The 25,641-nt window shown below is 59.8% G+C and carries 20 protein-coding genes; 6 read left to right on the top strand and 14 right to left on the bottom strand.

The features are described 5' to 3' along the window. Positions 1-105: 105 nt before the first annotated feature. The 9 genes from ACIROY_RS18135 to rfaH all read right to left on the bottom strand — a co-directional run bounded on the left by ACIROY_RS18135 (position 106) and on the right by rfaH (position 9,108). Positions 106-1,776, bottom strand: a complete 1,671-nt coding sequence (locus ACIROY_RS18135) for a hypothetical protein (RefSeq protein ID WP_402342973.1) — start codon at positions 1,774-1,776, stop codon at positions 106-108. Between the two features lie 89 nt (positions 1,777-1,865). Next, positions 1,866-2,786 carry a class I SAM-dependent methyltransferase gene (locus tag ACIROY_RS18130; protein ID WP_402342970.1) on the bottom strand — a complete coding sequence of 307 codons (921 nt, stop codon included), beginning with the start codon at positions 2,784-2,786 and terminating at the stop codon, positions 1,866-1,868. 192 nt (positions 2,787-2,978) lie between these two features. Next, a complete protein-coding gene (locus ACIROY_RS18125; protein ID WP_402342967.1) occupies positions 2,979-3,644 on the bottom strand; it encodes an acyltransferase in 666 nt (221 codons plus the stop codon). After that, positions 3,644-4,858, bottom strand: coding sequence for an ABC transporter ATP-binding protein (locus tag ACIROY_RS18120; RefSeq protein ID WP_402342964.1), 1,215 nt, complete (start codon positions 4,856-4,858; stop codon positions 3,644-3,646). Before ACIROY_RS18120 ends, ACIROY_RS18125 begins: the two co-directional genes overlap by 1 nt. Positions 4,859-4,867: 9 nt before the next feature. Then, the gene (locus tag ACIROY_RS18115; protein ID WP_402342961.1) at positions 4,868-5,698 is read right to left on the bottom strand and encodes an ABC transporter permease; all 831 of its coding nucleotides are present in this window, start codon (positions 5,696-5,698) and stop codon (positions 4,868-4,870) included. A 17-nt stretch (positions 5,699-5,715) separates the two neighbouring features. Then, positions 5,716-6,774 carry an NAD-dependent epimerase/dehydratase family protein gene (locus ACIROY_RS18110; protein WP_402342958.1) on the bottom strand — a complete coding sequence of 353 codons (1,059 nt, stop codon included), beginning with the start codon at positions 6,772-6,774 and terminating at the stop codon, positions 5,716-5,718. A 7-nt stretch (positions 6,775-6,781) separates the two neighbouring features. Beyond that, positions 6,782-8,119, bottom strand: a complete 1,338-nt coding sequence (gene tviB, locus ACIROY_RS18105) for a Vi polysaccharide biosynthesis UDP-N-acetylglucosamine C-6 dehydrogenase TviB (protein WP_402342955.1) — start codon at positions 8,117-8,119, stop codon at positions 6,782-6,784. Then, the gene (locus tag ACIROY_RS18100) at positions 8,073-8,435 is read right to left on the bottom strand and encodes a MarR family EPS-associated transcriptional regulator (protein ID WP_402342952.1); all 363 of its coding nucleotides are present in this window, start codon (positions 8,433-8,435) and stop codon (positions 8,073-8,075) included. The genes tviB and ACIROY_RS18100 overlap by 47 nt, the downstream gene beginning before the upstream one ends. A gap of 172 nt (positions 8,436-8,607) precedes the next feature. Then, a complete protein-coding gene (rfaH, locus tag ACIROY_RS18095; protein ID WP_402342949.1) occupies positions 8,608-9,108 on the bottom strand; it encodes a transcription/translation regulatory transformer protein RfaH in 501 nt (166 codons plus the stop codon). A 198-nt stretch (positions 9,109-9,306) separates the two neighbouring features. Here rfaH and ACIROY_RS18090 point away from each other — a divergent pair, with 198 nt between their 5' ends. The 5 genes from ACIROY_RS18090 (at position 9,307) to ACIROY_RS18070 (ending at position 16,776) form a co-directional block, all read left to right on the top strand. Beyond that, positions 9,307-10,677, top strand: coding sequence for a phosphomannomutase/phosphoglucomutase (locus ACIROY_RS18090; RefSeq protein ID WP_402342946.1), 1,371 nt, complete (start codon positions 9,307-9,309; stop codon positions 10,675-10,677). Positions 10,678-10,722: 45 nt separating this feature from the next. Then, positions 10,723-11,718 carry a lipopolysaccharide heptosyltransferase I gene (gene waaC / locus ACIROY_RS18085; protein WP_402342943.1) on the top strand — a complete coding sequence of 332 codons (996 nt, stop codon included), beginning with the start codon at positions 10,723-10,725 and terminating at the stop codon, positions 11,716-11,718. Positions 11,719-11,758: 40 nt separating this feature from the next. Further along, positions 11,759-12,628: a Kdo hydroxylase family protein gene (locus ACIROY_RS18080; RefSeq protein ID WP_402342940.1), complete on the top strand. Its 870-nt coding sequence runs from the start codon at positions 11,759-11,761 to the stop codon at positions 12,626-12,628. After that, entirely contained in the window at positions 12,628-13,899 is a 1,272-nt protein-coding gene (gene waaA / locus ACIROY_RS18075) for a lipid IV(A) 3-deoxy-D-manno-octulosonic acid transferase (RefSeq protein ID WP_402342937.1), read from the top strand. Before ACIROY_RS18080 ends, waaA begins: the two co-directional genes overlap by 1 nt. A 93-nt stretch (positions 13,900-13,992) precedes the next feature. Continuing rightward, positions 13,993-16,776 (top strand): DUF3857 domain-containing protein, encoded by a 2,784-nt coding sequence (locus ACIROY_RS18070; RefSeq protein WP_402342934.1) that lies wholly within the window; start codon positions 13,993-13,995, stop codon positions 16,774-16,776. A 77-nt stretch (positions 16,777-16,853) separates the two neighbouring features. Here ACIROY_RS18070 and ACIROY_RS18065 read toward each other — a convergent pair whose 3' ends face one another. Genes ACIROY_RS18065 through ACIROY_RS18055 form a run of 3 tightly spaced genes read right to left on the bottom strand, consistent with a single transcriptional unit; the run spans position 16,854 to position 22,694 of the window. Then, the gene (locus ACIROY_RS18065) at positions 16,854-18,302 is read right to left on the bottom strand and encodes an efflux transporter outer membrane subunit (RefSeq protein ID WP_402342931.1); all 1,449 of its coding nucleotides are present in this window, start codon (positions 18,300-18,302) and stop codon (positions 16,854-16,856) included. Beyond that, a complete protein-coding gene (locus ACIROY_RS18060; protein ID WP_402275237.1) occupies positions 18,295-21,441 on the bottom strand; it encodes an efflux RND transporter permease subunit in 3,147 nt (1,048 codons plus the stop codon). The genes ACIROY_RS18065 and ACIROY_RS18060 overlap by 8 nt, the downstream gene beginning before the upstream one ends. A gap of 11 nt (positions 21,442-21,452) precedes the next feature. Beyond that, positions 21,453-22,694 carry an efflux RND transporter periplasmic adaptor subunit gene (locus tag ACIROY_RS18055; protein WP_402275235.1) on the bottom strand — a complete coding sequence of 414 codons (1,242 nt, stop codon included), beginning with the start codon at positions 22,692-22,694 and terminating at the stop codon, positions 21,453-21,455. 509 nt (positions 22,695-23,203) lie between these two features. On the opposite strand from ACIROY_RS18055, the gene ACIROY_RS18050 reads away from it, so the two are divergent. Continuing rightward, complete coding sequence (locus ACIROY_RS18050; protein ID WP_402275233.1) at positions 23,204-23,836, top strand: TetR family transcriptional regulator; 633 nt, start codon at positions 23,204-23,206, stop codon at positions 23,834-23,836. Positions 23,837-23,854: 18 nt separating this feature from the next. Here ACIROY_RS18050 and ACIROY_RS18045 read toward each other — a convergent pair whose 3' ends face one another. Continuing rightward, positions 23,855-25,162 carry a TolC family outer membrane protein gene (locus ACIROY_RS18045; RefSeq protein ID WP_402275231.1) on the bottom strand — a complete coding sequence of 436 codons (1,308 nt, stop codon included), beginning with the start codon at positions 25,160-25,162 and terminating at the stop codon, positions 23,855-23,857. 149 nt (positions 25,163-25,311) lie between these two features. Further along, on the bottom strand, positions 25,312-25,635 hold the full coding sequence (locus ACIROY_RS18040; RefSeq protein ID WP_116436498.1) for a rhodanese-like domain-containing protein: 324 nt from the start codon (positions 25,633-25,635) through the stop codon (positions 25,312-25,314). Between the last annotated feature and the right edge of the window lie 6 nt (positions 25,636-25,641).

Raw genomic sequence — 25,641 nt, 5'->3', positions numbered from 1 at the left:
GGTTCTATGCGGCGCAACAGTAGTCGCCCGACAAGGATGGCAGCGGCAAAAGTCAGCAGGAGAACAATGAGGATGGTCATGATGAATATTGAGAAGATGGAAGTACTAGTGAACCAGTTTTTCCACCAGTGCCTCCAGGGTCGGATGTGCGGCGTCAAAATTGCTCCGGGCAATGCTTTTCGCCATCCGTTGTTCGCTGTCTTCCGAGCGCTCGATTGCTTGCAGCATCGTCTTCAATTCGTCGACTGTTCGGGCCGTGTAGACATGGTCCTGCAGTGCTCCGGCAGGTGGGACGGATTGCGCCGAAAACTGCTCGTAGCGTTGCGTGCTGCCCCATAGAAGGACGGGTTTCCCCATTTGCAAGGCTTGTTCCACTGTCGTTGAAAAATGCGCCATCAGGAGATCATGGTCCGCAAGTTGCTCCAGAAAATCCTGATCGGTACCGCAGATAGTCACGTGGCGATAATGTCCCAGCCTGTTTTCAACGGCCTCTGCGTCAACTTCCCGCTTTGGTCGAACGCGAATCGTCAGCTCGATGTTGTCGAGCAAGTCGACAGTTTTCGCCAATGTTTCCAGACCATTCAAATATTCATCCGAAGTTTCGGCGATCCAAGGAAAGAAGTCGGACCAGTTCTGGTAATTGCCGGCATGAAGAACTCGCAAGGGGCGGCTGCCGGAGCGCCGGATGTTGAAAGCTGGGTAAGGCAAGCGAAGGCCTTTTTCCGCGATTGAGTCTGACAGGCCGTGTGGCGCCCGCAGGCGCTCCGCGGATGCCGGTGACCAGAAAAAGGCCTCATTCACCAAGCCGTTACTGGTTCGCTGCCGGAACAGGGTTTCCAATATTTCATTTGCAACGGTGGATGCAGAAGGAGGTTGCGAATTGTGATTGAAAACGATGCGCTTGATTTTCGCGTGCCGGGATGAACCGTCCAGCACGGCAGCGGATAGCCAGGAGTTCGCTTCGTAGCTGACGGCAGCCCGGGGCGCGAGCGTTTTCATGATACTGGCCCCTTCATCTGCCACGGCAAGCATGGTCGGCACGATGTCGGCCAGATACTGCTGGTACAGGCGCCAGGCAGCTCGAAGCCGCTGGTCTGAAATCGCATGTTCGAGTGCACACAGGCGGCCAAGCTCCGCCACAACTTCCTTGTCGCGACTGCTCAACGGGGCAATGGGGAAAGTACATACGTTGGATTTCGCTCGCAAGTTCCTGAGCGCGTCCAGATAGTCGCCCCATTTGCTGGTCGAAGGTTTCAGCACGGCGATACCGGCGCCATGTCGAGACAGGGTTTCTATGAGGCCGTTTTTCAGTTTGCGCGCCGGCGACACGATCCACGGTTTATTCTTGTGCTGAGCCTTCTTTATCCATGCAGCCCATCTGACTACCTGTCGCAACAGTTGAGGAAAGCGTGGGATCGCGCTGACGACTTTATGCCCCAGGCCATAATTCCATATCCTTGGAAGAATGACCGACTGCAGGCGTTCCCAGTTATCCGCCTCTTGCCATTCGCCGTCCATTCCCCGGACATAGAGGAAGGCATCGGGTAACGACAGGCGCAAGCGTTGAACCAGGCTCGCATGTCCCCACACTGACTGGATGGCCATATGCATGACCCCGGGAGAAATGCCGGCGGCCTCCGGCGCTTGCGCCATTTCACGAACGGCCCTCTTTGCTGCGGCGACGCATCTTGCGTGATGCAGGTCGGAAAATGAGGTCGTATCGTTCGATAAAACAATACCGTTCTCCTGCGCAGCGATGCGTGCGGAGGGCGACATTGCCCAAGCCTCCGTGCCTGCAGGCACGGGACGGCGCTGAACTACGTCTTCCCGATCAAAGAAAACGATGAAGCGTCGAGACGATTCGGTCATCGTACGCGGCGTGCGATCACCAGGGCAGTTCCAAGGATAGATTTGTGGGGCATGTCGAAATAGATCTTTTCAACTTGCATTCCATAGTCTTTCAACTCCGAAATGGCACCTTGGAAATAATCGTAAGTGTCGACATAGAGTCTCTTCAAGCCCTTCGAGTTGACTTCCTTGAATGGTTCCAGCATCACCACCCAGTCTTTGGCGACACGGGCGATTTCAGTGAGTGCTTCGTGACGAATCTGTTCCATTTGTTCCAAGGCCAGCGACGTCATCACAACATCCACGCTTGCCGTCGGGAAGGATAATTTCTGGGCGGATTCCTGAACCATCCGGATGCCGGCGACTGACGAGGTGGACTGAACGGCAAAAGGCGCGAACTGAACCAGGGACTCCGGCAAAACACCTTCCTGGATTGCTGCCTGGGCAGTCCGAAACCCTCCTTCGGTGGGCTCGACTCCCGCGAAGCTGATTTCTGGAAAGCGGCTTGCCAGCATCAGCAGGTTGATGCCGTTTCCTGCACCCACTTCCAATACCGAGGCCGGATTCAGGTTGCGCAGCACTTCCTCAAGATAGACGAGGCGAATCGCTGCGCCGCCCTCGTTGGAAATGGTCCATTTCAGATCGCCCCACTCCCATGGCGCTCCCCCTGGCGTAGTCTTCGGTTCATAGCGCGAAAAAACTTTCTTCTGCCATTGAGCGCTATAAGCGGACAGAATCTCCTGTTGGCCGTTGGTCGAATTTTTTCTTCGGAGGCGTTTGAGCTGCTTGTGGAAGAAGGCTTTCCATAACTTTTGTTTTTGCGCTTTCCAGGCGGCAGACCACAGTGTCGAAGGAGACGTGGATGCGGTTATGCCGTATCTGGCCAGTATTTCATCAATACGGTTTCGCGGAATAGTCAGGTTCTCAATATTGCGCATGGGATTTTCTGTGTGGAGAAAAATAGGCGATGTTTGTTTTGGTTTTCAGGTCACGATCTGAAGAGCAATAAGCATCGAGACGGTTGAGAAGAATTCCATTCCGAAGAGAACTGCATGGCAGAATGGATAACAAGAAAATGTAATCGTGGAACGCCTTGCAACACCATATATTCCCGGTGTAGCAGGGTTCCGTCACTCGTTCGATTGCGTTGCCGGGTCAGAGAGGTCCGATACATCTGGTCTGACCGCATTGCGATTGGCTACGACACGCGCTGGGGAGCCTACGGCTACGGATCCAGGCGGTATGGTCTTGTTTACTACCGATCCGGTACCAATGACACTGCCGGTACCCACCGTCACGCCATCGAGTACGACGGTGTTAGTGCCGATCCAGACATCGTTTTCAATTTTGATGCCCAGCTTGGTTAGCCCTTGTTCGCGGATAGGACGCGTTGTGTCTGCGAAGCGGTGGTTGGCGGGAATGATAATGCTGTGCGCGGCAATACGAACATCGTTGCCGATCTCGCACCCGCCATGTCCATGAACTATGCTGAATGACTGCAGACTACAGTTGGATCCAATCACTACACTCCCATCCTTTTTGCCAGTATGGATGATCGCGTGGTCACCGATATAAGTGCCGGCGCCGATTCGCACCTTCCCACTCTTGTGGCAAAAAATGCGTGCGTACGCGTCAATGATGACACCTTCGCCCAGTTCGATATTCTCGGTATAGCCTTCGAAAATGGCCATAGGATGAATGCGCATGCTGCTGTCGCACTTAGGGAGATTTGGTAGTCTGAAAAACCAAGCAATGCGCCGCAAAAGGAAGCCGATTCTTGAATTACGCGGAATCATTACGACTCGCTCCATAGCTGATCTAGATGGAAGGCGCCGACCTGATAATTTTTCCCAGCCGCATAGTCCCCGGTCATCACCGTAAACGAAATCGCACGATTCACTTTGTCCTGCAAGTATCCGTTACACCAGAGAGAGACGTCAGCCGTGTACTCGCCAGGCATCAGAGGGAGTTTTGGGACGGTGCAAATAGCTTTTTTGCCATTTCCTTTGTAGTTCGATTCCTCAATGCCTGATTCGTTGGTGAGTAACGCAAGCACTTTGTCCATGCCATCACGGATGGCAAACCGGACAATCATGGGGCCCTGTATCTGCGTCTCGGACTGCAACGTAAATTCTATTCGTGCGGAGCGGCCGGTCGATGGAGGGCGTTTTTCTTCATCGGTAACGCTCAGGCCGGTGATCTTGATCTTGCCCTGGCCACTACGATCTTCGCGCGAACCGATTTCCGAAATGGCGTCCTTGGTGGTCGAAGCCAGATAGGACAGCACTACGCTTTCAGCCGGCCCGTCTTGCTTGACCTGGCCCGATTGCAGCCAGATCGCGCGCGTGCACAATGATTGGATGGCTTCCATCTGATGGCTCACGAACAGCACCGTGCGCCCCTCCGACGCCACCGCATTCATGCGTCCCAGGCACTTGCGCTGGAACTCGGCGTCGCCGACGGCCAGGACTTCGTCCACCACCAGGATTTCCGGATCCAGATGGGCCGCCACCGCAAAGCCGAGGCGCACGCGCATGCCGCTGGAATAACGCTTGACCGGCGTGTCGAGGAATTCCTCGACGCCGGAAAACGCGACGATTTCGTCGAACTTGCGCGCGATCTCGCGTTGGGTCATGCCAAGCAGGACGCCGTTCATGAAGATGTTTTCACGACCGGTCAGTTCGGGATGGAAGCCGGTGCCGACTTCGAGCAGGGAGCCGATGCGGCCGCGAATCTGGATGCGGCCTTCGTCGGGCGTGGTGATGCGGCTGAGAAGCTTGAGCAGCGTGCTCTTGCCGGCGCCGTTGCGGCCGACGATGCCGAGCACTTCGCCTTGCTTGAGATCGAAGGAAATGTCGTGCAGCGCCCAGAATCCTTTCTTGGATTGCTGGGAAGACTTGCGGCCGGTGACCAGTTCGGTGAGGGTGTCGCGCAGCGTGTGATACGGCTGCATGCCGCCGAGCTGGTAATACTTGCCGACGCCATGCAGGCTAAGAACGGAATCTGTCATAAGTGGATATCAAAGACTGTCGACGAAGTTTTTTTCGAAACGGGCGAAGTAGATCAGGCCGGTTACCAGCAGCACCAGCACCGACAGGCTGGAGATCAGCAGGCTGGACATGTCGGGCGGACGCACGCCGAGCAGCGACCAGCGGAAGCCGTCAATGACGCTGACCATGGGATTGAGTACGAACAGCCATTTCCATCCCTGCGGAATCATCGACGTCGGGTAGATCACCGGCGTGATGAACATCCATATCTGCGTCAGGAACGGCATTGCCTGCTGAACGTCGCGGTATTTGGCGTTGATGGCGCTGAGCCACAGCGCCACCGCCAGTGCAGAGGCCAGACCGAGCAGCACGAATAGCGGCGCCAGCATGATCTCCCAGCCCGGCACGACGCCGTACCAGAACATCATGGCAATCAGGATCGCCAGCGCAATCACGAAGTCGACGGCGCCGGACAAGACGGAGGAAAGCGGTGCGATCAGGCGCGGGAAGTAGATTTTTCCCATCATCCCGCCCATGGTCACCATGCTGGCGCTGCCCTGGGTGAGGGCCTTGGTGAACAACTGCCATGGCAGTAGCGCCGTCATGACGAAGACCGGATAGGGAACGCTGTCGGAGGGAAGGTTGCCGAGCTTGCCGAAGATGACGCTGAACACGACCATGGTCAGCAAGGGCTGGAGCAGCGCCCAGAGGATGCCGATGGCGGTTTGCTTGTAGCGGATCTTGATGTCGCGGGTGACCAGGATCCACAGCAGTTCACGGAAGCTCCAGAGTTCCCGGACATCCGGGAGGGCCCATTTTTTTTGGCTGGTGATGGTGACCAGCGGAAGGTGTTTTTGCATGGCGGCGGCTGTTCTCTTCAGGTTTTGCCAACGGTCGACGCGGCGCGGTCGTGCAGATTCCGGACGTACCAGGCGGTCGCGACCTTGAGCCCGGCGCCGATGCGATGGCTGGGCGCATAGCCCAGCAGGCGCGCGGCCTTGCCGATGTCGGCCAGCGACTGGCGCACGTCGCCGGCGCGGAAGTCGCGGTAAATCGGTGCGGAACCTTCAATGTGCGGGAACGTCGGCGCCAGGTACTCGACCAGATAGCGATACAGTTCATTGAGCGTGGTGCGATCGCCGACGGCGACGTTGTAGACCTGGTTGGCGGCATCCGGATCCTGCGCGGTTGCGGCCAGCAAGTTCGCCTGCACGGCGTTGTCGACGAAGCAGAAGTCGCGGCTGGTCTCGCCGTCGCCATTGATGTGCACTGGCTCGTTTTCCAGCAGCGCGGCGGTCCATTTGGGAATCACCGCCGCGTAGGCGCCGTCGGGATTCTGGCGTGGGCCGAAGACATTGAAATAACGCAGTCCGATGGTCTTGAAGCCATAGGTGCGCGCAAAGACGTCGGCGTACAGTTCGTTGACATATTTGGTGACGGCATAGGGCGACAACGGTTTGCCGATGTTCTCTTCGACCTTCGGCAGCGCCGGATGGTCGCCGTACGTGGAGCTGCTGGCGGCGTAGACAAAGCGTCGGACGTTGGCGTCCTTGGCGGCCACCAGCATGTTCAGGAAGCCGCCGATGTTGGTGGCATTGGTCGCAATCGGATTTTCGATGCTGCGCGGAACGCTGCCCAACGCGGCCTGATGCAGCACGTAATCGACGCCGATGCAGGCGTTGCGGCATGCTTCGGGGTCGCAGATGTCGCCTTCGATAAAGCGGAAGTTAGCCCATTGTTCGGCGCTCACGAGCGCCTTGACCGCATCCAGGTTGTGCTGATAGCCGGTGGCGAAATTATCCAGGCCGACGACACGCTGGTTCAGCGTCAGCAGTCGTTCAAGCAGGTTGCTGCCGATGAAGCCGGCCACGCCGGTGATCAGCCATGTCGATGGTTCGGTGGCAAGGCGGGCTTGCAGGTCTTGGTAGGCGCTCATTGTCTGCTTACAGGCGTAAATCGGAGTCTTCCGAAGGAAGAACGTATTTCAGGTCGTACAGGACATGTTCGGGGGCGCCCAGCTTGCGGATTGCCGCGGCGCCCATGTCGATGAACTGGCGGTGCGCGACGGCCAGGATGATGCTGTCATAGCGGCCTTCTTCGGGCTGCACGATGGGCGTGATGCCGTATTCGTGGCGGGCTTCGTCGGCGTCGATCCAGGGATCGAACACGTCGACTTCGCAGTTGTAGTCGCGCAGTTCAGTGATGATGTCGACGATGCGAGTGTTGCGCAGGTCGGGGCAGTTTTCCTTGAACGCCAGGCCCATGACCAGCACGCGTGCGCCGTCAACGTGGATGCGCTTGCGCGTGAGCGCCTTGACCAGTTGCGCGACGACATAGGAACCCATGTTGTCGTTGAGCCGGCGGCCGGCAAGGATGATTTCCGGATGGTAGCCGATCGATTGCGCCTTGTGCGTCAGATAGTAGGGATCGACGCCGATGCAGTGGCCCCCCACCAGGCCGGGGCGGAACGGCAGGAAATTCCATTTGCTGCCGGCTGCCTTCAGCACCGCTTCGGTATCGATGCCGAGCTTGTTGAAGATGATCGCCAGTTCGTTGATCAGGGCGATGTTGAGGTCGCGCTGCGTGTTCTCGATGACCTTGGCCGCTTCGGCGACGCGGATGCTGGCGGCCTTGTGCGTGCCGGCGACGATGATCTCGTTGTACAAGGCATCGACCAGGTCGGCGACTTCCGGGGTCGAGCCGGAGGTGACCTTCATGATCGTCGTGACGCGATGCTGCTTGTCGCCGGGATTGATGCGCTCCGGCGAATAGCCGGCGTAAAAATCCTGGTTGAACACCAGCCCCGAATGCTTCTCAAGGATGGGGACGCAGTCTTCTTCCGTAGCGCCGGGATAGACGGTCGATTCGTAAATGACGATGTCGCCCTTCTTGAGCACTTTGCCGACCAGTTCGCTGGCTTTGATCAGCGGCGTCAGATCCGGGCGCTTGTGTTCGTCGATAGGCGTCGGCACCGTCACGATGAAGCAATTGGCCGTGCGCAGGTCGTCGATATCGGTGGAGAAGGACAGCTGTGTAGCAGCCAGCAGCTCTTCGCGCTCGGTTTCCAATGTCTGGTCAAAACCTGCTTTCAAGGCGTCGATGCGCTTTTGATTGATGTCGAAGCCGACGACGGAGCGCTTCTTGCCGAATTCCACTGCAAGTGGCAGACCCACGTAACCAAGGCCGATCACGGCCAGTTTCAGATTTGGGAGCGTATTCAAGATGGCGATGGGATTAGTTGGTTTTATGGTCGAGTTCGTCGGCGTTGTCGCCGATTTCATCCGTCAGCATTTCAATTTCGCGTTTCAGATTTTCATATTCGGCAACCTTGCGCTTGAGGAAGCGGGCTGCGAGCTCGGCTTTCGCGGCGATGCCCGACGGCGTGAGCAAATACGCGTAGGCCAGCTTGTTGTTGCTGTTGCGGAAGTTGTCGATCTTGATCAGCCCCTTGTCCAGCAAGGCTTTGATGCAATAGTTGGTCTTGCCGATGCTGACGCCGAGCGTCTCCGCCAGGTCGCGCTGATTCATATGCGGGTTGCTTTCCAGCAAGCGCAGAACTTTCAGGTGCGTTTCTTCGTGCAAGGACTTGTCGGGCATTGGACGGAGGGGCGATCAGGGGGATCAGGCAGGCTACCGCCATGCTGTATCACGATCAGCAAGCGCGGAAATGGATAAATATTGCATAAAGTGCAATATTTATTGTTGTGTTCAACGAGTGAACGCACTATACCAGTTACGCGAGTAAAAATGAATTCCCTGCGGGACAGCTTCAGTCGATTTTTTTGACGCTGGCCAGACGCGCACTCAGGGTGGCGGGTTTGTGGAGGAGTTCGATCAGCACCAGCGCCCGGCTTTCCCCATCCTTCATGGTGGTAAGGGTCTGGTAAATGCCTTCCATCCCGCTGAAAGGGCCGTCCGTCACGACAACCCGCTGTCCGGGAGTGAACAGATTTTGCGGTGGCGCGGCGGACATGTTGCGCAGGCTTTCGATGATGTTGGCGCCGACCCTCGCAGGTTCGGCGCCGAACGTCACCAACTGGCTGACGCCCTTGGTCGAGCGGATGGGGCTGAGACCTTTGCCGGTCTCGGGATCTTCCAGGTTGACGAACAGATAGCGCGGAAACATGGCTTCCGGCACGAAAGCTAGCTTGCCGTTGACAATGCGTTCGAAGGCAAGCGTCGGCAAGAAGCATTCGTAGCCTTGCCTGGAGAGGTTGTCCAGCGCACGTTGTTCCTGTCTTGGTTTGGTATGGACAACGTACCAGTTCATCGTGAATACCTGCTGAAAAAGGGGGAGCGCATGCCGTGATCATCGTCGGCGACGCCAGACGTATTCTACAAGGACGCCAGATTCTATAGCAGAGCGGGGTTGCGCTCAATCCGGCGCCATCGCAGCGGGTACATTGGCTATGCTATCGTGTACTTTGCGAACCCCCTATAGATCAACCGTGCATTTGCCAAGTCGAACATGATTTCTTCCTCCATCTTCAAGGCCTACGACATCCGCGGCATCGTCGGCCAGACCCTCAGTGCCGATGTCGCCCGCCAGATTGGCCAGGCTTTCGGCAGCGCAGCGTTGGCCAAGGGCCAGACCTTGGTCGTGATCGGTCGCGACGGCCGGTTGTCGGGGCCGGAGCTGTCCGCTGCGCTGGCCGCCGGACTGCAATCAGTCGGTATCGACGTCATCGACCTCGGCGTGGTGGCCACGCCCATGGTGTATTTCGGCACGCACGTGCTGGGCACGCAATCCGGCGTGATGGTCACCGGCAGCCACAACCCGCCCGACTACAACGGGTTCAAGATGGTGCTGGCGGGCGAGGCCATCCATGGCGAGACCATCCAGGCGCTGTACCAGGCCATCGTCAGGAACGCATTCGCCAGCGGCGCCGGCAGTTACCGCACCCATGATATCCGCAAGCAATACATCGACCGTATCGTCGGCGACGCCAGACTGGCGCGGCCGATGAAGATCGCCGTCGACTGCGGCAACGGCGTGGCCGGCGCCTTTGCCGGCGAGCTGTATCGCGCGCTCGGTTGCGAAGTGACGGAATTGTTCTGCGAAGTCGACGGTACTTTTCCCAACCATCATCCCGACCCGGCCCATCCGGAAAACCTGCAAGACCTGATCCGCTGCCTGCAGGAGACCGACAACGAGATCGGCCTGGCCTTTGACGGCGACGGCGACCGCCTGGGCGTGGTGACCAGGGATGGACAGATCATTTATCCCGACCGGCAACTGATGCTGTTCGCCGCCGATGTACTGACGCGCCACCCGGGCCGCGAAATCCTGTACGACGTCAAATGCACACGCCACCTGGCGCCGTGGATCAGCGCCCGCGGCGGCCAGCCGCTGATGTGGAAGACCGGCCATTCGCTGGTCAAGGCCAAGCTGCGTGAAACCGGTGCGCCGCTGGGCGGCGAGATGAGCGGGCATGTGTTCTTCAAGGATCGCTGGTACGGCTTTGACGACGGCCTGTACGCCGGCGCGCGCCTGCTGGAGCTGCTCAGCCGCGAAGCCGATCCGTCGGCCGTGCTGAATGCCTTGCCGCAATCGATCAGTACGCCCGAATTGCAATTGAAGCTGCAGGAGGGCGAGAACTTCGCCCTGATCGGCAAATTGCAAAACGATGCAAAATTCCCCGGCGCCGAACAGATCATCACCATCGACGGCCTGCGCATCGAATATGCCGACGGCTTCGGCCTGATGCGCTCCTCCAACACCACGCCGGTGGTGGTGCTGCGCTTCGAGGCCGAGACCGGGGAGGCGCTGGCGCGCATCCAGGATGAGTTCCGGCGCGTGATCCTGGCGGCCCGGCCGGATGTAGCCTTGCCCTTTTGAAAGGGGTAAGATGCTGGCCCACAGACAAACAATAGTGGGTTAGCCTTGAACATCCTGATCGTCCGCGTTTCGTCCCTAGGCGACGTGGTGCACAACATGCCCATGGTCGCCGACATCCGGCGCCATTATCCGGATGCCAATATCGACTGGGTGGTGGAAGAGGCCTATACCAGCCTGGTGCGACTCAATCCCCACGTCCGCAAGATCATTCCCATCGCCCTGCGGCGCTGGCGCAAGAGCCTCGGCTCGGCCGCCACACGCGCTGAGATCGCGGCGTTTTATCGACAGTTGCGCCATGAGGCCTATGACGTTGTCTTCGACACTCAGGGCTTGCTCAAGACCAGCGTGGTGATGCGCATGGCGCGTCTGGCGCCGGGCGGCAAGCGCGTGGGTTTGGCCAATGCCACTGAAGGCTCGGGTTACGAGCCGCTTTCCAGGATTTTCCATACCCAGAGCGTGCCGGTCGGTTTGCATACGCATGCGGTGCTGCGCGCGCGCACCGTGGCTGCCGTCGCGCTTGGCTACGCGCCGGATGGTGCGGCGGACTTTTCCTTGGGCGCGCCGACGCCGGACAATTCACCTGGTTGGCTGCCACAGCATCCCTACGCAGTGTTTTTCCACGGCACGGCACGCGCCGCCAAACAATGGGCGCCCGAGCATTGGGTCGCCGTGGCGCAGGCGCTGCATGCGCGCAATCTGCCGGTCTTGCTGCCGTGGGGCAATCCGAAGGAAAAGCAGGCGGCCGAGCACCTTGGCGCCCTGATGCCGGACGCCACGGTGTTGCCTGCGTTGCCGCTGACGGAGGCGGTGACGCTGGTCCGCCGGGCTGCATTGGTAGTTGGACTGGATACCGGGCTGACGCATATCGCTGCCGCGTATTGCCGGCCTACCGTGGAGCTGTATTGCGACTCCCCGCGCTGGAAAACCGAAGGGAACTGGTCGCCATTCATCGCCAATCTGGGGGATACCGGCCAGGCTCCTGATGTAGCGCAAGTACTGCTCGCCATCGATGGCGTATTGTCGGCGCAGGCTGCCGCATAGAGCGGCAGTGGCATATCGGACAACGAGGCATAATATCGACATGGAATCGCAAATTATTGAAATCGGCGTCACCGACTGGCAGGTGGCCGAGCCGAATCCCGCATGGATCGCCGGCCTGGAAGGCGGCAAGGTTCTGTATTTCCCGCAACTGCCGTTCGAGTTGTTGCCGGAAGAAAAGGCCTTGCTGAAGCCGGAAATCCGCGACCCCAAGGTCCGCAACATCAGCCTTGACGCCGCAGGTCACCTCAAAGGTGCGGTCGGCGACACCGCCACGCAGCTGGCGTTGGCGCTGATGATCGGACGCTTTCGCGAACAGGCGCAGTCGCTGGTGTATTCACTGCTGCCGAAATACCAGGGCGCGCTGCGCCTGGCGCCGACCAGCTATCGTCCGACCCAGGTCGAAACGCGTGCGCAATCCTGGCGCGCCGATGACCGCCGACTGCACGTCGACGCCTTCCCATCGCGGCCGAATTACGGCGAGCGTATCCTGCGCGTATTCAGCAACATCAATCCCGAAGGCGTGCCGCGCGTCTGGCGCGTCGGCGAGCCGTTTGAAACCGTGGCGCGCAAGTTTGTGCCGCGCGCCAAGCCCTATGTCGCGTGGCAGGCCAAGGCATTGAAGGCGCTGCACGTGACCAAGTCCCTGCGCAGCGAATATGATCACCTCATGCTGCAATTACACGACGGCATGAAGGGCGACATGGCCTATCAGGAAAGCGCCGGCCAGGTCACCATGCCGTTCGCGGCCGGCTCGGTGTGGGTGTGCTTCTCGGACCAGGCGTCGCATGCCGTGATGTCCGGCCAATACATGCTGGAGCAAACCCTGCACCTGCCACCTGAAAAGCAATACGATCCCACCGCCAGTCCGCTCGCCATCCTGAGCAAGCTCACCGGACGTCAGCTGGTCTGATGCGCCTGCTTTATTCCGCGCTGTGGTGGGTCGGCTTGCCGTTCGTCTTGTTGCGCTTGTGGCGACGCGGCCGCAAGGAGCCGGGCTATCGGCAACACATCGGCGAGCGCCTCGGCTTTTACGCTCAGTTCCGCCAGCGCGCCTTGCCGCAGCTGATCTGGGTGCATGCCGTTTCCGTCGGCGAGACGCGCGCGGCCCAGCCGCTGATCGAAGCCTTGCTGAAAACCTATCCGCAACACACGATCCTGCTCACGCACATGACCGCCACCGGCCGTGCAACCGGGCAGCAGTTGTTCGCGGCCCAGGGCGAACGCGTGATCCAGAGTTACCTGCCGTACGACACCGGCTGGATGTGCGCGCGCTTCCTGCGCCATTTCAAGCCACGCATCTGCATCCTGATGGAAACCGAGGTCTGGCCGAACATGGTGCGCCAATGCGTGCGCGCCGGCGTGCCGGTCATGCTCGCCAACGCACGCCTGTCGGCGCGTTCGCTGCGACGCGGCCAGCGGTTCGGGTCCATCCTGCTGGAAGCGGCCGCCGGCATCGACTGCGTCGCTGCGCAGTCGGAACAGGATGCGAAAAGGCTGCGCCTGTTCGGCGCACGCCAGGTGCACGTGACCGGCAGCATCAAGTTCGATGTGGAAGCGCCTGCCGACATGGTTGCGCGGGGACGGCAATGGCGCACGCAGTTCGGCGAACGTCCGGTACTGCTGTGCGCCAGCACGCGCGAAGGTGAGGAAGAGTTGATCCTCGACGCGCTGGCCGACCTTCCTGACCGGAATTTCCTGACGGTAATCGTGCCGCGCCATCCGCAGCGTTTCGACGAAGTTGCATCGATGATTTCCGCGCGCGGGTTTGCCATGCAGCGGCGTTCCACGCTCGGTGGTACAGCGGTGGCTGCCGATACGGCCGTCGTGCTGGGGGATTCGATGGGTGAAATGGCCGCTTACTACGCTGCTTGTGAAACGGCCTTCATCGGCGGCAGCCTTCTGCCGCTGGGTGGTCAAAACCTGATCGAAGCCTGCGCGCTGGGCGTCCCGGTGCTGGTGGGCGAACATACTTTCAATTTTCAGATGATCAGCGACGATGCCGTCATGGCCGATGCTGCGTTGCGCGTGAGCAGCGCAACCGACATGCTGCAGCAGGCGCGGTCGCTGTTCGCAGATAACGAGCGGCGCGTATCCATGGCGCGGCATGCGCAGGATTTTGCACGTCGGCATCAGGGGGCGACGGTGCGCACCATGGCGCTGTTGGATAAAATGATCGAGTAAAAGGCAATCGCAAGGCGATCTAAAAAGACCATCATCAGGGGAATCAACAATATGCTTTCGATATCTATCCGACCACGACGATGGTTGCCGGTCTTGCTGCTATTGCTGGCTGTTGGCGCCCGCGGGCAGGATAAGTCTGCATCGGCTGGTGACGAAATCCCGGTTCGAGAAATACAGGTCGCGGCTGAAGCTTTTGTGCGCGGTGCTGCTGTCCCTTCCTGGGTCGAGCCGATTGCCCCACCGCTGACCAAGCGCATCAACCCTTACGTCATCCGCCTGTGGGATACGCAGTTTAGAGCCGACAAGCGCGCCAGTGTGTACGTCAATCGCGCCATCCAGATCAACGATGTATCACTGCTGACGGAAATGGGGCAGACCAACATCGATTTCGTTCCGCAATATCAAAAACTCAGCCTCCATAAAGTCCAGGTACTGCGTGGAAAGGATGTGCTGGACCAGACCCGTTCGGTGCGGGTGCGTTTCCTGCAGCGCGAGCTGGGCCTGGAGAACGGTGTCTACAGCGGTGCGGTTAGTGCTTCGCTGTTGATCAGCGACTTGCGGGTAGGCGACACGCTGCAGGTCAGCTACACCATTGAGGGCGCCAATCCCGTCTTTGAAGATCACTACAGCGAATTTGCCGGAGTCGATGTCGATGCACCCGTTGAGTTGCGCAGTGTCATCCTGAGTCATCCTGTCAGTCGGGACATCCAATGGCGCGTCCTCGGCGAAAAGGAGCGTGGCAATCTCCAGCCGAGAACTAGCGACGCGGCCGGCTGGCGTAAATTGCGATTCACATTGCAGCCGAATGAAGCGATCGACTACGAGCCGGGCATTCCCGGAGATTACATCGCCTATCGTCAGCTTCAGTTTTCCGAATTCAAGAATTGGAATGAGGTCGCCCGCTGGGCTGTCGGCCTGTTTCCCCGACTGGAAAAGACGCCATCGGAACTGCTGCCTCTGATCGCGCAATGGCGTACCTTGCCGACGCCGGAACAGCGAGCCGTGGCGGCGTTACGGTGGGTACAAAAGGAGATTCGTTATTTCTCGGTTTCCATGGGCGAGAGTTCGCATCGCCCCCATCCTCCGGGGGAAGTCCTGCAGCATCGCTTCGGTGATTGCAAGGACAAGGCGTATCTCCTGGTGACGCTGCTGCGCCAGCTTGATATGGACGCGAGCCCGCTGCTCTTGTCTGCCAGCCGACCGAAGCTGCCTGCCAAAATGGCGCCGACACCGCTGGCGTTCGACCACGTGATCGTGCAGTTGCGGCTGGATGGCAAGAATTTCTATCTCGACCCGACGTTGCTTGGACAAGCAGGCGGCCTGGACACGATGGGCGTGCGTTATGACGGCGCAGCGAGCTTGGTGGTCGCACCTGAGACCGCTGCGTTGACGAACATCGAATGGCCGGGAAAACTGGACCTCAATACTGTAGAACTGAACGAGACCATGCGCCTGGCCAGATTTGGTGGCGATGCAGTGATGGATGTCACCTGGACCTGGCGAGGCCTGGATGCGGAGGCAATGAGAAACGTCTTTCCACGTCTGAACCCGGAACAGACCAAGAAATATGCGCTTGGGCAGTATGAACGCCGTTATCCGGGCATCGACCTCACGCAAGCGCCGGTTTTTCAGGATGATGCGAGCAACAATCGGGTGTACTTCAAGGCGCGCTACACAATTCCGAAGGCCGCGAGCGAATACGAGCGCAGCTGGTTCATCAAGTTCGTGCCGGGCAATTTCATCGATTCGTTCAACCTGCCGAAAAACTTCCGGCGTCAATTCCCGGCGGTATTCACGCGCGCACCATATCGCGCCAAATACAAGCTGGTGATCAACTGGCCGGATAGTGTCGCGGTGTTGCGAGATCCCTTGAATCGACGCGTACGCAACCAGTTTTTCGAATTGGAGCAGCAACGAAATTTTCGCGGCAACGTGTCGACCTTCGAGGCTTCGCTCACGATGTTGACGGAGCAGGCCGCACCTGACGATTTACCCAAGCTGTCCAAGGAGATCGAGCAGCTCAATGCGGTGATCCCGCGCGTCGAGTATGTTGACGCCAACGCGATCAAGAAGAGCGGCGTGCTCGGATTTGGCGGTACCACGCTGCAGGACAATATCAAGAAGCGATTGCAGCAGACGATCACGCAGTTGAGCCGGACCATCCAGGGGGGCGTGCTGAAGGGGGATGACCTGGCGGAAACGCTGTGCGCACGCGCTGAAGCGCTGGCTGAAATCGGCACACCAGAAAAAGGCATGGAAGATGCAGCTGAAGCCGTGCGGATTGCTCCTTCGCTGGCACGCGCCTGGGAGTGCCGCGGCCACCTGTACCTGGATAACGCCAATTTTGAAAAAAGCATTCCTGATTTCACCAAGGCATTGACGCTCGGTGCGGATGAGGACTACGCTTTCCAGCGTCGCGGCATTGCGCGTTTCTATCTCGGCAGGTACAGCGAAGCCGAAGCGGACTTTGCCAAAGCCGTCGAGGCGGCTCGCCGCAAGGACGACGTCAACCTCTATCCTGTCCTGTGGCAGGCGTGGACTCAATTGCGACTGGGGCGACCATTGTCGGCGGAAGTTCTGCGCCAGGCCGGAAACAAGAATGCCCTCAATTGGCCGCACGCGGCGTTGGCGTTGCTGGCTTCACAAATGACCCCCGATCAGGTGCTCGATGAAGTCAGGCGCAAGCAGGGCGATGATCGTGAAATGGCGTTGGCGGAGGCGTGGTTTTACATCGGCCAGTATTACGTGGCAAAAGGTGATGCCGCGCAAGCACGGACTGCGTTTGAAAAGACGCGTGCGCAGGGTGTGACGGTATTTACCGAACATGCCGCAGCACTGTGGGAGCTGGAACGTCTGAACAAGGCGCCGCAGAAATAGATACAGTGCGTGGAGTAAAAGATCATAAAAAAACGCCCCTGAAAAGGGGCGTTTTTCGTGGCGGCAAGAAGAGGTATTTACTTCGATCCGGATGGCGCTGCCGCCACCGTTGTTTCATTCAAGCCACCACCCAGCGCACGATACAAATCGATCGCATTGTTCAGACGCAGTTGACGCGCCTGGATCAGCGCCTGCTGCGCCGAGAACAGATCGCGTTGCGCATCGAGCTGGTCGAGCGAGGAGGCGATGCCGTTCTTGTAGCGCAGGTCGGTCAGGTTCAGACGTTCCTGTTGCGCTTTCAGGAAGGCTTCCTGGGCTTCGATCTGTTCATCCAGCGTGCCACGCGCCACCAGTGCGTCGGCAACTTCTCGGAACGCCGTTTGAATAGTTTTCTCGTACGTTACGATCGCCTGGTTCTTGCGTACTTCCGCCACATCCAGATTGGCGCTGTTGCGACCGAAGTCGAAGATCGGCAGGCTCAACTGCGGACCGTAGGACCAGGCGCCCGAGCCGGAATCGAACAAGCCGCCCAGCGAGCTGCTGGCGCTGCCGAAGGAGCCGGTCAGGCTGATGCGCGGGAAGAACGCGGCACGGGCCGCGCCGATGTTGGCGTTGGCGGCAAGCAGCTTTTGCTCGGCCGAACGGATGTCCGGACGACGCGCCAGCAGATCCGACGGCACGCCGGCAGGAATGTCGGTGACGATGTTCTGCAGCGACAGATCCTGGCCTGCAGGCAGGTCCTTGACGCTGGTGCCGACCAGCAGCGTCAGGGCGTTTTCCGCCTGGGCGCGCTGGCGCAGCAGTGTCGCCACCGACGTGCGGGCGGACTGCACCAGCGTGTCGGACAGGCGCAGGTCAAGTGCCGAGGAGGCGCCGACGTCGAAACGCTTCTGCGCCAGGCCGAGGTTGGACTGACGGCTTTCCAGCGTCTGCTGGGCCAGCTTCAGTTGCTCGGCATAGGAACGCTCGGTCAGGTAAGCCTGGGCCACTTGCGACACCAGGCTGATTTGCACCGATTGCCTGGCTTCTTCGGTCGACAGGTAAGTCGACAGCGCGGCATCCTTCAGGCTGCGTACGCGGCCGAAGAAGTCCAGTTCATACGCAGGAACCGCCAGGCCGACCTGGTAGCTCTTGGTGATCAACGGTGCGCCGGTGGTCGACTGGCTGGACGACAAACGGGTGCGGGACTCGCTGCCGGTGGCGTTCAATGTCGGCAACAGGTCGGCACGGGCGATCTGGTACTGCGCGCGGGCTTCTTCGATGTTCAGGGCGGCGGTGCGCAGGTCGCGGTTGTTTTCCAGCGCGGCCGCGATCAGCGCCTGCAGGCGCTGGTCAGGGAAGAACTGGCGCCAGCCCAGGGTGGCGGCGTCATACGCCGCCTGGCCCTTGGCGTCGGCCGGATAGCTGCCTTCGACCGGCGCTTGCGGGCGCTGGTAGGTCGGCGCCAGCGTGCAGCCGGACAATACGCCGACCACCAGCATGGCTGCGCTCAACTGCTTCAGGCGCAGGGTGGGAAACTTAAACATTCTTATCCTCCACATCGATATTGTGATGGGCAGCATCCGGCTTGGCTTGGCTGCCTTTGAAGATCTTGCGCACGACGACGAAGAAGATCGGGACCAGGAACACGGCCAGTACGGTCGCTGTGATCATCCCACCCATCACGCCGGTACCGATGGCGCGTTGGCTGGCGGAGCCGGCGCCGCTGGCGATGACCAGCGGCAGTACGCCGAGGATGAACGCCAGCGAGGTCATGATGATCGGGCGGAAGCGCAGGTGCACCGCTTCCAGCGTCGCTTCGATCAGGCCCATGCCTTGCGCTTGCAGATCCTTGGCGAACTCGATGATCAGAATCGCGTTCTTCGCCGACAAACCGACCACCGCAATCATGCCGACCTTGAAGTACACGTCGTTAGGCATGCCGCGCAGCGTCACGCCCAGCAATGCGCCGAGAATACCCAGCGGCACCACCAGCATCACCGCCAGCGGGATCGAGGTACTTTCGTACAGCGCCGCCAGCACGAGGAACACGGCGATCAGCGACAGCGCGTACAGCGCCGGCGCTTGCGAACCCGAGGTCTTTTCTTCCAGCGACTGGCCGGTCCATTCGAAACCGAAGCCGGGAGGCAGCTTGGCGACGTAGGATTCCATTTCCGCCATTGCTTCACCGGTACTGCGGCCAGGTGCTGCACCGCCGGCGATCTTCATTGCCGGATAGCCGTTGTAGCGGATCAGCTGCACGGGACCGTTGATCCACTTCGAGGTGGTGAAGGCCGAGAACGGCACCATGGTTCCACCGCTGTTGCGGGCATACAGGCCGGCCAGGTCTTCCGGTTGCAGACGACGTTTGGCATCGGCCTGGACGATCACACGCTGTTGACGACCCTGGTTCGGGAAGTCGTTGACGTAAGACGAACCCAACGCCGTCGACAGCACGCTGTTGATGGTCGAGAACGGTACGCCCAGGGCGTTGGCCTTGTCGCGGTCGATGTCCAGTTGCAGCTGCGGCGCATCTTCCAGACCTTCAGGACGCACGCCTGCCAGCACCTTGCTTTGCGAAGCCATGCCGAGGATCTGGTTGCGCGCCTGCACCAGGGCGTTGTGGCCCAGGCCTGCACGATCCTGCAGACGGAAGGTGAAGCCGGTCGCGTTACCCAGTTCAGGGATAGGCGGCGGGTTCAGCGGGAACACGATTGCATCCTTGATCTGCGAGAAGGCGCCGAAAGCACGGCCTGCAACTGCATCCGCCGATTGCGTCTTGTCGCGCTCGCCCCAATCCTTCAGCGGGGTAAACACCAGACCGGCATTCTGACCGTTACCCGAGAAGCTGAAGCCGGCAATCGCCACGACGTGCTCGACCGCAGGTTGCTTGAGGTAATAGTTTTCGATGGTCTTGATCACTTCCAGCGTACGGCCGGTGCTCGCGCCTGGCGGCAACTGCACGTTGGTGATGATGTAGCCCTGGTCTTCGTTCGGCAGGAACGAAGCCGGCAGGCGCACATACAGCAAGCCCACGCAGACCACGATCAGCGCGTACACGATCATGTAGCGGCCGGACTTGGCCAGCATCTTGCCGATGAAGCCCTGATAACCGGAGGCAGTCTTGTTGAAACGGCGATTGAACCAGCCGAAGAAGCCGCGCTTCTCGTGATGATGGCCCTTCTCGACCGGCAGCAGGATGGTTGCGCACAATGCCGGTGTCAGCGTGAACGCCATCAAAACGGAGAACACCATCGACGCCACCATCGCCAGCGAGAACTGGCGATAAATCGCGCCGACCGCACCACCGAAGAAGGCCATTGGGATGAACACCGCGATCAGCACCAGCGTGATGCCGATCAGCGCGCCGGTGATCTGGCCCATCGCCTTGCGGGTTGCTTCTTTGGGCGACAAGCCTTCTTCGCTCATGATGCGTTCGACGTTTTCCACCACCACGATCGCATCATCGACCAGGATACCGATCGCCAGCACCATGCCGAACATGGTCAGCACGTTGATCGAGAAGCCGAAGACAAACAAGGTTGCAAACGTACCCATCAGCGCCACCGGCACGACAATCGTCGGGATGATGGTGTAGCGGATGTTTTGCAGGAACAGGAACATCACCAGGAACACCAGCACGATCGCTTCGATCAGGGTCTTGACCACTTCTTCGATCGAGATCTTGACGAACTTGGAGGTGTCGTAAGGGATGGTGTACTTCACGCCGGCCGGGAAATACTTGGACAGCTCTTCCATCTTTTTGTGCACGGCGGTTGCGGTGCCCAGCGCGTTGGCGGTCGGCGACAACTGCACGCCGATGAACGAGCTTGGCTTGCCGTCGAGGCGGCCGGAGGTGTCGTACGATTGGCCGCCGACTTCAATACGGGCGACGTCGCGCATGCGCACCGACGAACCGTCTGCATTGGCGCGCAGGACGATGTTGCCGAACTGTTCCGGACTGGTCAGCTGGCCGTTCACGACGACGGTCGCAGAAATCTGCTGCGAAGTCGGGCTCGGCAAGGCGCCCAGTGTACCGCCAGCGACCAGCGCATTTTGTGCGGTGATGGCGGCAGTCACGTCGGCCGGCGTCAGGTTCAGGCCGATCAGCTTGTTCGGATCGATCCAGATGCGCATCGCGCGTTCGGTGCCGAACAACTGTGCCTGGCCGACGCCGGGAACGCGTTTGACTTCGTTCAGGACGTTACGCGACAGATAGTCGCCCAGCGCCACCGGATCGAGTTTGCCGTCGGTCGACGACAAGCCGATGAACAGCAGGAAGTTGCTGCGCGACTTGGTGACCTGCACACCTTGTTGCGTCACGGCTGCCGGCAGACGCGCTTCGACGCGTTTCAGGCGGTTCTGCACGTCCACCGCGGCCAGGTCGGCATTGGTGGCGGGCGAGAAGGTCACCGTGATCTGCACCTGGCCGTTGGCCTGGCTTTGCGACTCCATGTATTGCAAGCCGTCGGCGCCGTTCATTTCCTGTTCGATCAGGCTGGTCACCGAATCGTCGAGGGTTTGCGCGGTTGCGCCCGGATACGTCGCCGTGATCACGATGGTCGGCGGCGCAATGCTCGGATACTGGGAGACGGGCAGGCCGGTAATGGCCAGCGCGCCCGCCAGTATGATAAAGATTGCTAGCACCCACGCAAATACGGGGCGATCAATAAAGAACTTTCCCATCTGACAGCCTCTTAGTTAGCTTTGGTTGCGGCGTCCTGCTTGGCTGGCGCCGCTGCAGGTGCAGCGGATGCATTGGCCGGCGCAGCGCCGGCAGCGCCAGCATCTGCGGCAGGACCTTTCCATGGCACCGGCTTGACCGGTGCGCCCGGCTTGGCCTTCTGAAGACCCTCGACGATCACGCGATCGCCGGCTTTCAGGCCGTCCGTGATGACCCAGCTGTTGCCTTGCGCCGAGCCGGTCTTGACCGGACGCGCCGCGACCTTGTTGTCGTCGCCGACCACCAATACCGAGGAACCGTTCAGGTCGCGCATGACCGCTTGTTGCGGCACCACGATGGCCGATTCGTTGACTGCCTGCTCAAGTTGCGCGCGCACATACATGCCCGGCAACAGCGTGCGGTTCGGATTCGGGAATTCGGCACGGATAGTCACCGCGCCGGTGGTGGCGTCCACACTGATGTCCGAGAACAGCAGCTTGCCCGGCAGCGGATAAGGACGGCCGTCGTCGGTCACCAGCGTGACCTTGGCCTTGTCCTTGCCGACCGTCTTCAACTGGCCGCTGGACATGGCTTGCTGCAGCTTGAGCAGGTCGGTGCTCGATTGCGTCAGGTTGACATAGATCGGGTCGAGTTGCTGCACCACGGCCAATTGCGTTGCATCGCCCTGGCCGACCAGCGCGCCTTCCGTCACCAGTGCGCGGCCGATGCGGCCCGAGATCGGCGACGTGACGGTGGCATAGCCCAGGCTCAGGCCGGCGGTCTGCACGGCTGCCTTGCCGGCGGCGACATCGGCTTCCGCTTGCTTCTGCGAGGCGACGGCGTCGTCATATTCCTGCTTGCTGACGGCGTTGACTTCGACCAGCGGCTTGTAGCGTTGCGCCTTCAGCGAGGCTTGTGTCAGCGAGGCCTGGCTCTTTGCCAACGTAGCTTGCGCGCTGTCGTAGTTGGCTTTGAAGGTGGCGGGATCGATGCGGTAGAGCACTTCGCCGGCCTTGACTTCGCTGCCTTCGCGGAACGTGCGCTTGAGAATGATGCCGGCCACGCGAGCGCGGACTTCGGCAATGCGCGTGGCTTCCAGGCGGCCCGGCAGTTCGTTGCTGATGGTGATGCGCTCAGGCGCGATGGTGACGACCGACACTTCGCCTGGCGGCATGCCTGCGCCGGCCGGGGCGTTCGGTTTTTGACCGCAGGCTGCGAGAGCGGCTGCGGCGACAACGGTAAGGGTAAGGCGCGTGAAACGACTAACTGAGCTCATAAATATCTCGCACGGTAGGTAGAGTTGAAGCTGCACATGCAGCTGGTGATTCGAATACGGTAATTAAATTGCTGAATTTAAATTACTGACATTGCTGAATATAGCTTTGGAACAATTACGGAGTAATTACGGAATGAATACAGAAACGCGATTGAAATAACGGGTGCTGCGGCAGAACCAAGAAGATAACGCAAAAATTGTTGCGGTGCAGAAAAGACAGCAGACAGGTGAAACAAAAGAAAGCAATCGTAAAAACGCCCAAGCGGCCATTGAAATCCGGTGCTATTATACATACATTCTTGTATGTATGTATCTGATTGATGTATCGCAATATATCTATAAATGAATCGGCGATACTTTCAGAAACATGCAAAACATGCAGATTTTCGCGAAACCGTCTCTTTGTCAAAGAGAACTGCGGCAGTCTGTCTTTATCGCACAACGAAGGTGCACGGAGATTGCAATGAGCCCAACATTTATGTCCATTCCATCCTACGCGGTCTGCTGATATGGCCCGCTCGACCAAGGAAGAAGCTCTCGAAACCCGCTCGCGCATCCTGGATGCCGCCGAGCAAGTTTTTTACGAGCGCGGCGTGTCGCATACCTCGCTGGCCGACGTCGCCAAGGCCGCCGACGTCACGCGCGGCGCAATCTACTGGCATTTCAAGAACAAGAGCGACCTGTTCGACGCCATGTGCGAGCGCGTGCGCCTGCCGATGGAAGCCATCATGGAAGCGAACGCCGACGAGCGCGTCACCGATCCGCTCGGCGAGTTCATCAAGGGCGGCGTCTACGTGCTCAAGCAGGCTGCGACCGATCCACGTTGCCGCAAGGTCTTCGACATCATTTTCAACAAGTGCGAATTCGTCGACCACAACGATCCCATCCTGATGCGCCAGCGCGAATGCAAGATGCAAGGCATGCTGCGCATGGAGCAAATTCTCGCCAACTCAATCTCTCGCGGCCAGTTGCCGCCCAACCTGAATATCCGTCGCGCCTGCCTGATGGCGCATGCCATGTTCAGCGGCTTGCTGGCCGACTGGTTCTTTTCGCCAGACAGTTTCGATCTGGAGCTGGAGGCGGAAAGCGTGCTTACCGCCTGCATCCACGCCATCAAGACGGCGCCGACCCTGCTCAGCTAAGGCAGCACAACCGCGCTGTCAGGGAGAGGGCGCGCCCAACAGCAGGTTGATCTGCGCGAGGTCTTCTTCCTTCAGGCTGCCGGCTGCCGACTTCAGTTTCAATCCATTCATCAGCGTGTCGTAACGCGCCCGGGCCAGGTCGCGCCGGGTTGAAAACAGCTGCTGCTGCGCGTTCAGAACGTCGATATTGATGCGTACGCCGACCTGGTAGCCGAGACGATTGGACTCCAGCGCCGACAGGCTCGAGACTTCCGCCGCTTCATACGCCTTCACCTGCGACAAACCGTTGCTCACGCCGAGATAGGCCTGGCGTGCATTGAGCACGGCAGTGCGGCGCGCATTCTCCAGATCCGAGCGAGCCTTGTCGGCCAGCGCGATCGATTCATCCACTTTGCTGCTGACGCTGAAACCCGAGAACAGCGGGATATTCCATTGCACGCCGATCGAGTTGGCGTAGCCGCGCCCATTGGTGTACGGCGTCAACTGGCTATTCTGGTTGGTGTAATTGCGGCCGGCCACGAGGTCGACCGTGGGCGTATGGCCGGCGCGGTTGCGGCGGATTTCGCTCTGGGCGATTTCCAGCGATACCTGCTGCGCCACCACGCTGTAATTCTGCTGTTCGGCGCTGGCGATCCAGGGATCGATCATGGCCGGCTGCGGCAGGCTCAGTTGCACGTTCGGGCGCAGCGCCGACAGCGGCGTCGGCGGCTGGCCGATGATCTGCTGCAGTTTGCTCAGCGCTACTTCGAGGTCGTTCTGCGCGGCGATTTCCTGGGCGCCTGCGAGGTCGTAGCGCGCCTGCGCTTCATTGGTGTCGGTAATGGTGGCGGTGCCGACCTCGAAGTTGCGTTTGGCCGAGGCCAGTTGCTCCGAGATGGCGATTCTCTGCGCGCGCAGGAAACCCAGCGCATCCTGCGCCGCCAGCACATCGAAGTAGGCCTGGCCGACGCGCAGGATCAGGTCTTGCTGGGCCTGGGCGAATTGCGCTTCGCTCACGGCCACCGACAGTTTTCCCTGCTGGTAGGTTTCCCAGTTGGCCCAGCGCAGCAGCGGTTGGGTCAGCTGCAGCGTATAGGTGTTGGACGAATTCTGCATGGTGTCGCCGGAGCGCGTATAGCTGCCGCCCACGCCGACGGTCGGCAGGATGGCGGCGCGGCCTTGCGTGATCTTTTCTTCACCGGCGCGCAGCGCATAGCGCGCACTCTGGTAGACGGGATCATTTGCCAGCGCTTGCTGATAGACCTGCACCAGATCGGCGGCGGCGGCGTGCGCCGAAGCACCCAGCAGGGCGGCTGTCAGCAGCGGGACGAGTAGGACTTGACGCATACGTTGAATTCTCTGGAGAAGAAGTGAAACTCCCTGCTTGCGCCACCGCGGCGCAGCGGCGGAAATGATCCGACGCTGCGCACGGTGGACCGCGTGACGCGCGAAACGACCATATTGCTGCGGCCTGGCGCTGCTTGACAGGGGTTGGATCAGTACGTCGGCATCGCCGTGTCGACCTGCTTGGCCCAGGCGTGGATGCCGCCGGTCAGGTTGGTCACATTGGCAAAACCCTGACGTTCCAGGAACGCGGCAACTTGCATGCTGCGGGCGCCGTGGTGGCAGATGCACACCACGGGCTGTTCTTCGTCCAGTTCGGAAAAGCGGCCGGGAATCGTGTTCATCGGCATCAACTGGGCAGCATCGATGCGACAGGTCTCGAATTCCCACGGCTCGCGCACATCAAGCAGCAGGGGTGTCGGGCGGTCCGGGTCGGCGATCCAGGCGGCCAGTTCCGGTGCGGTGATGTGCTCCATGCAGAT

This window comes from Herbaspirillum sp. NPDC101396 (assembly GCF_044767365.1).
Lineage (GTDB): Bacteria > Pseudomonadota > Gammaproteobacteria > Burkholderiales > Burkholderiaceae_D > Herbaspirillum.
The sequence above is the reverse complement of the archived record's forward strand: the minus strand, read 5'-3'. Positions and strand labels throughout refer to the sequence as shown.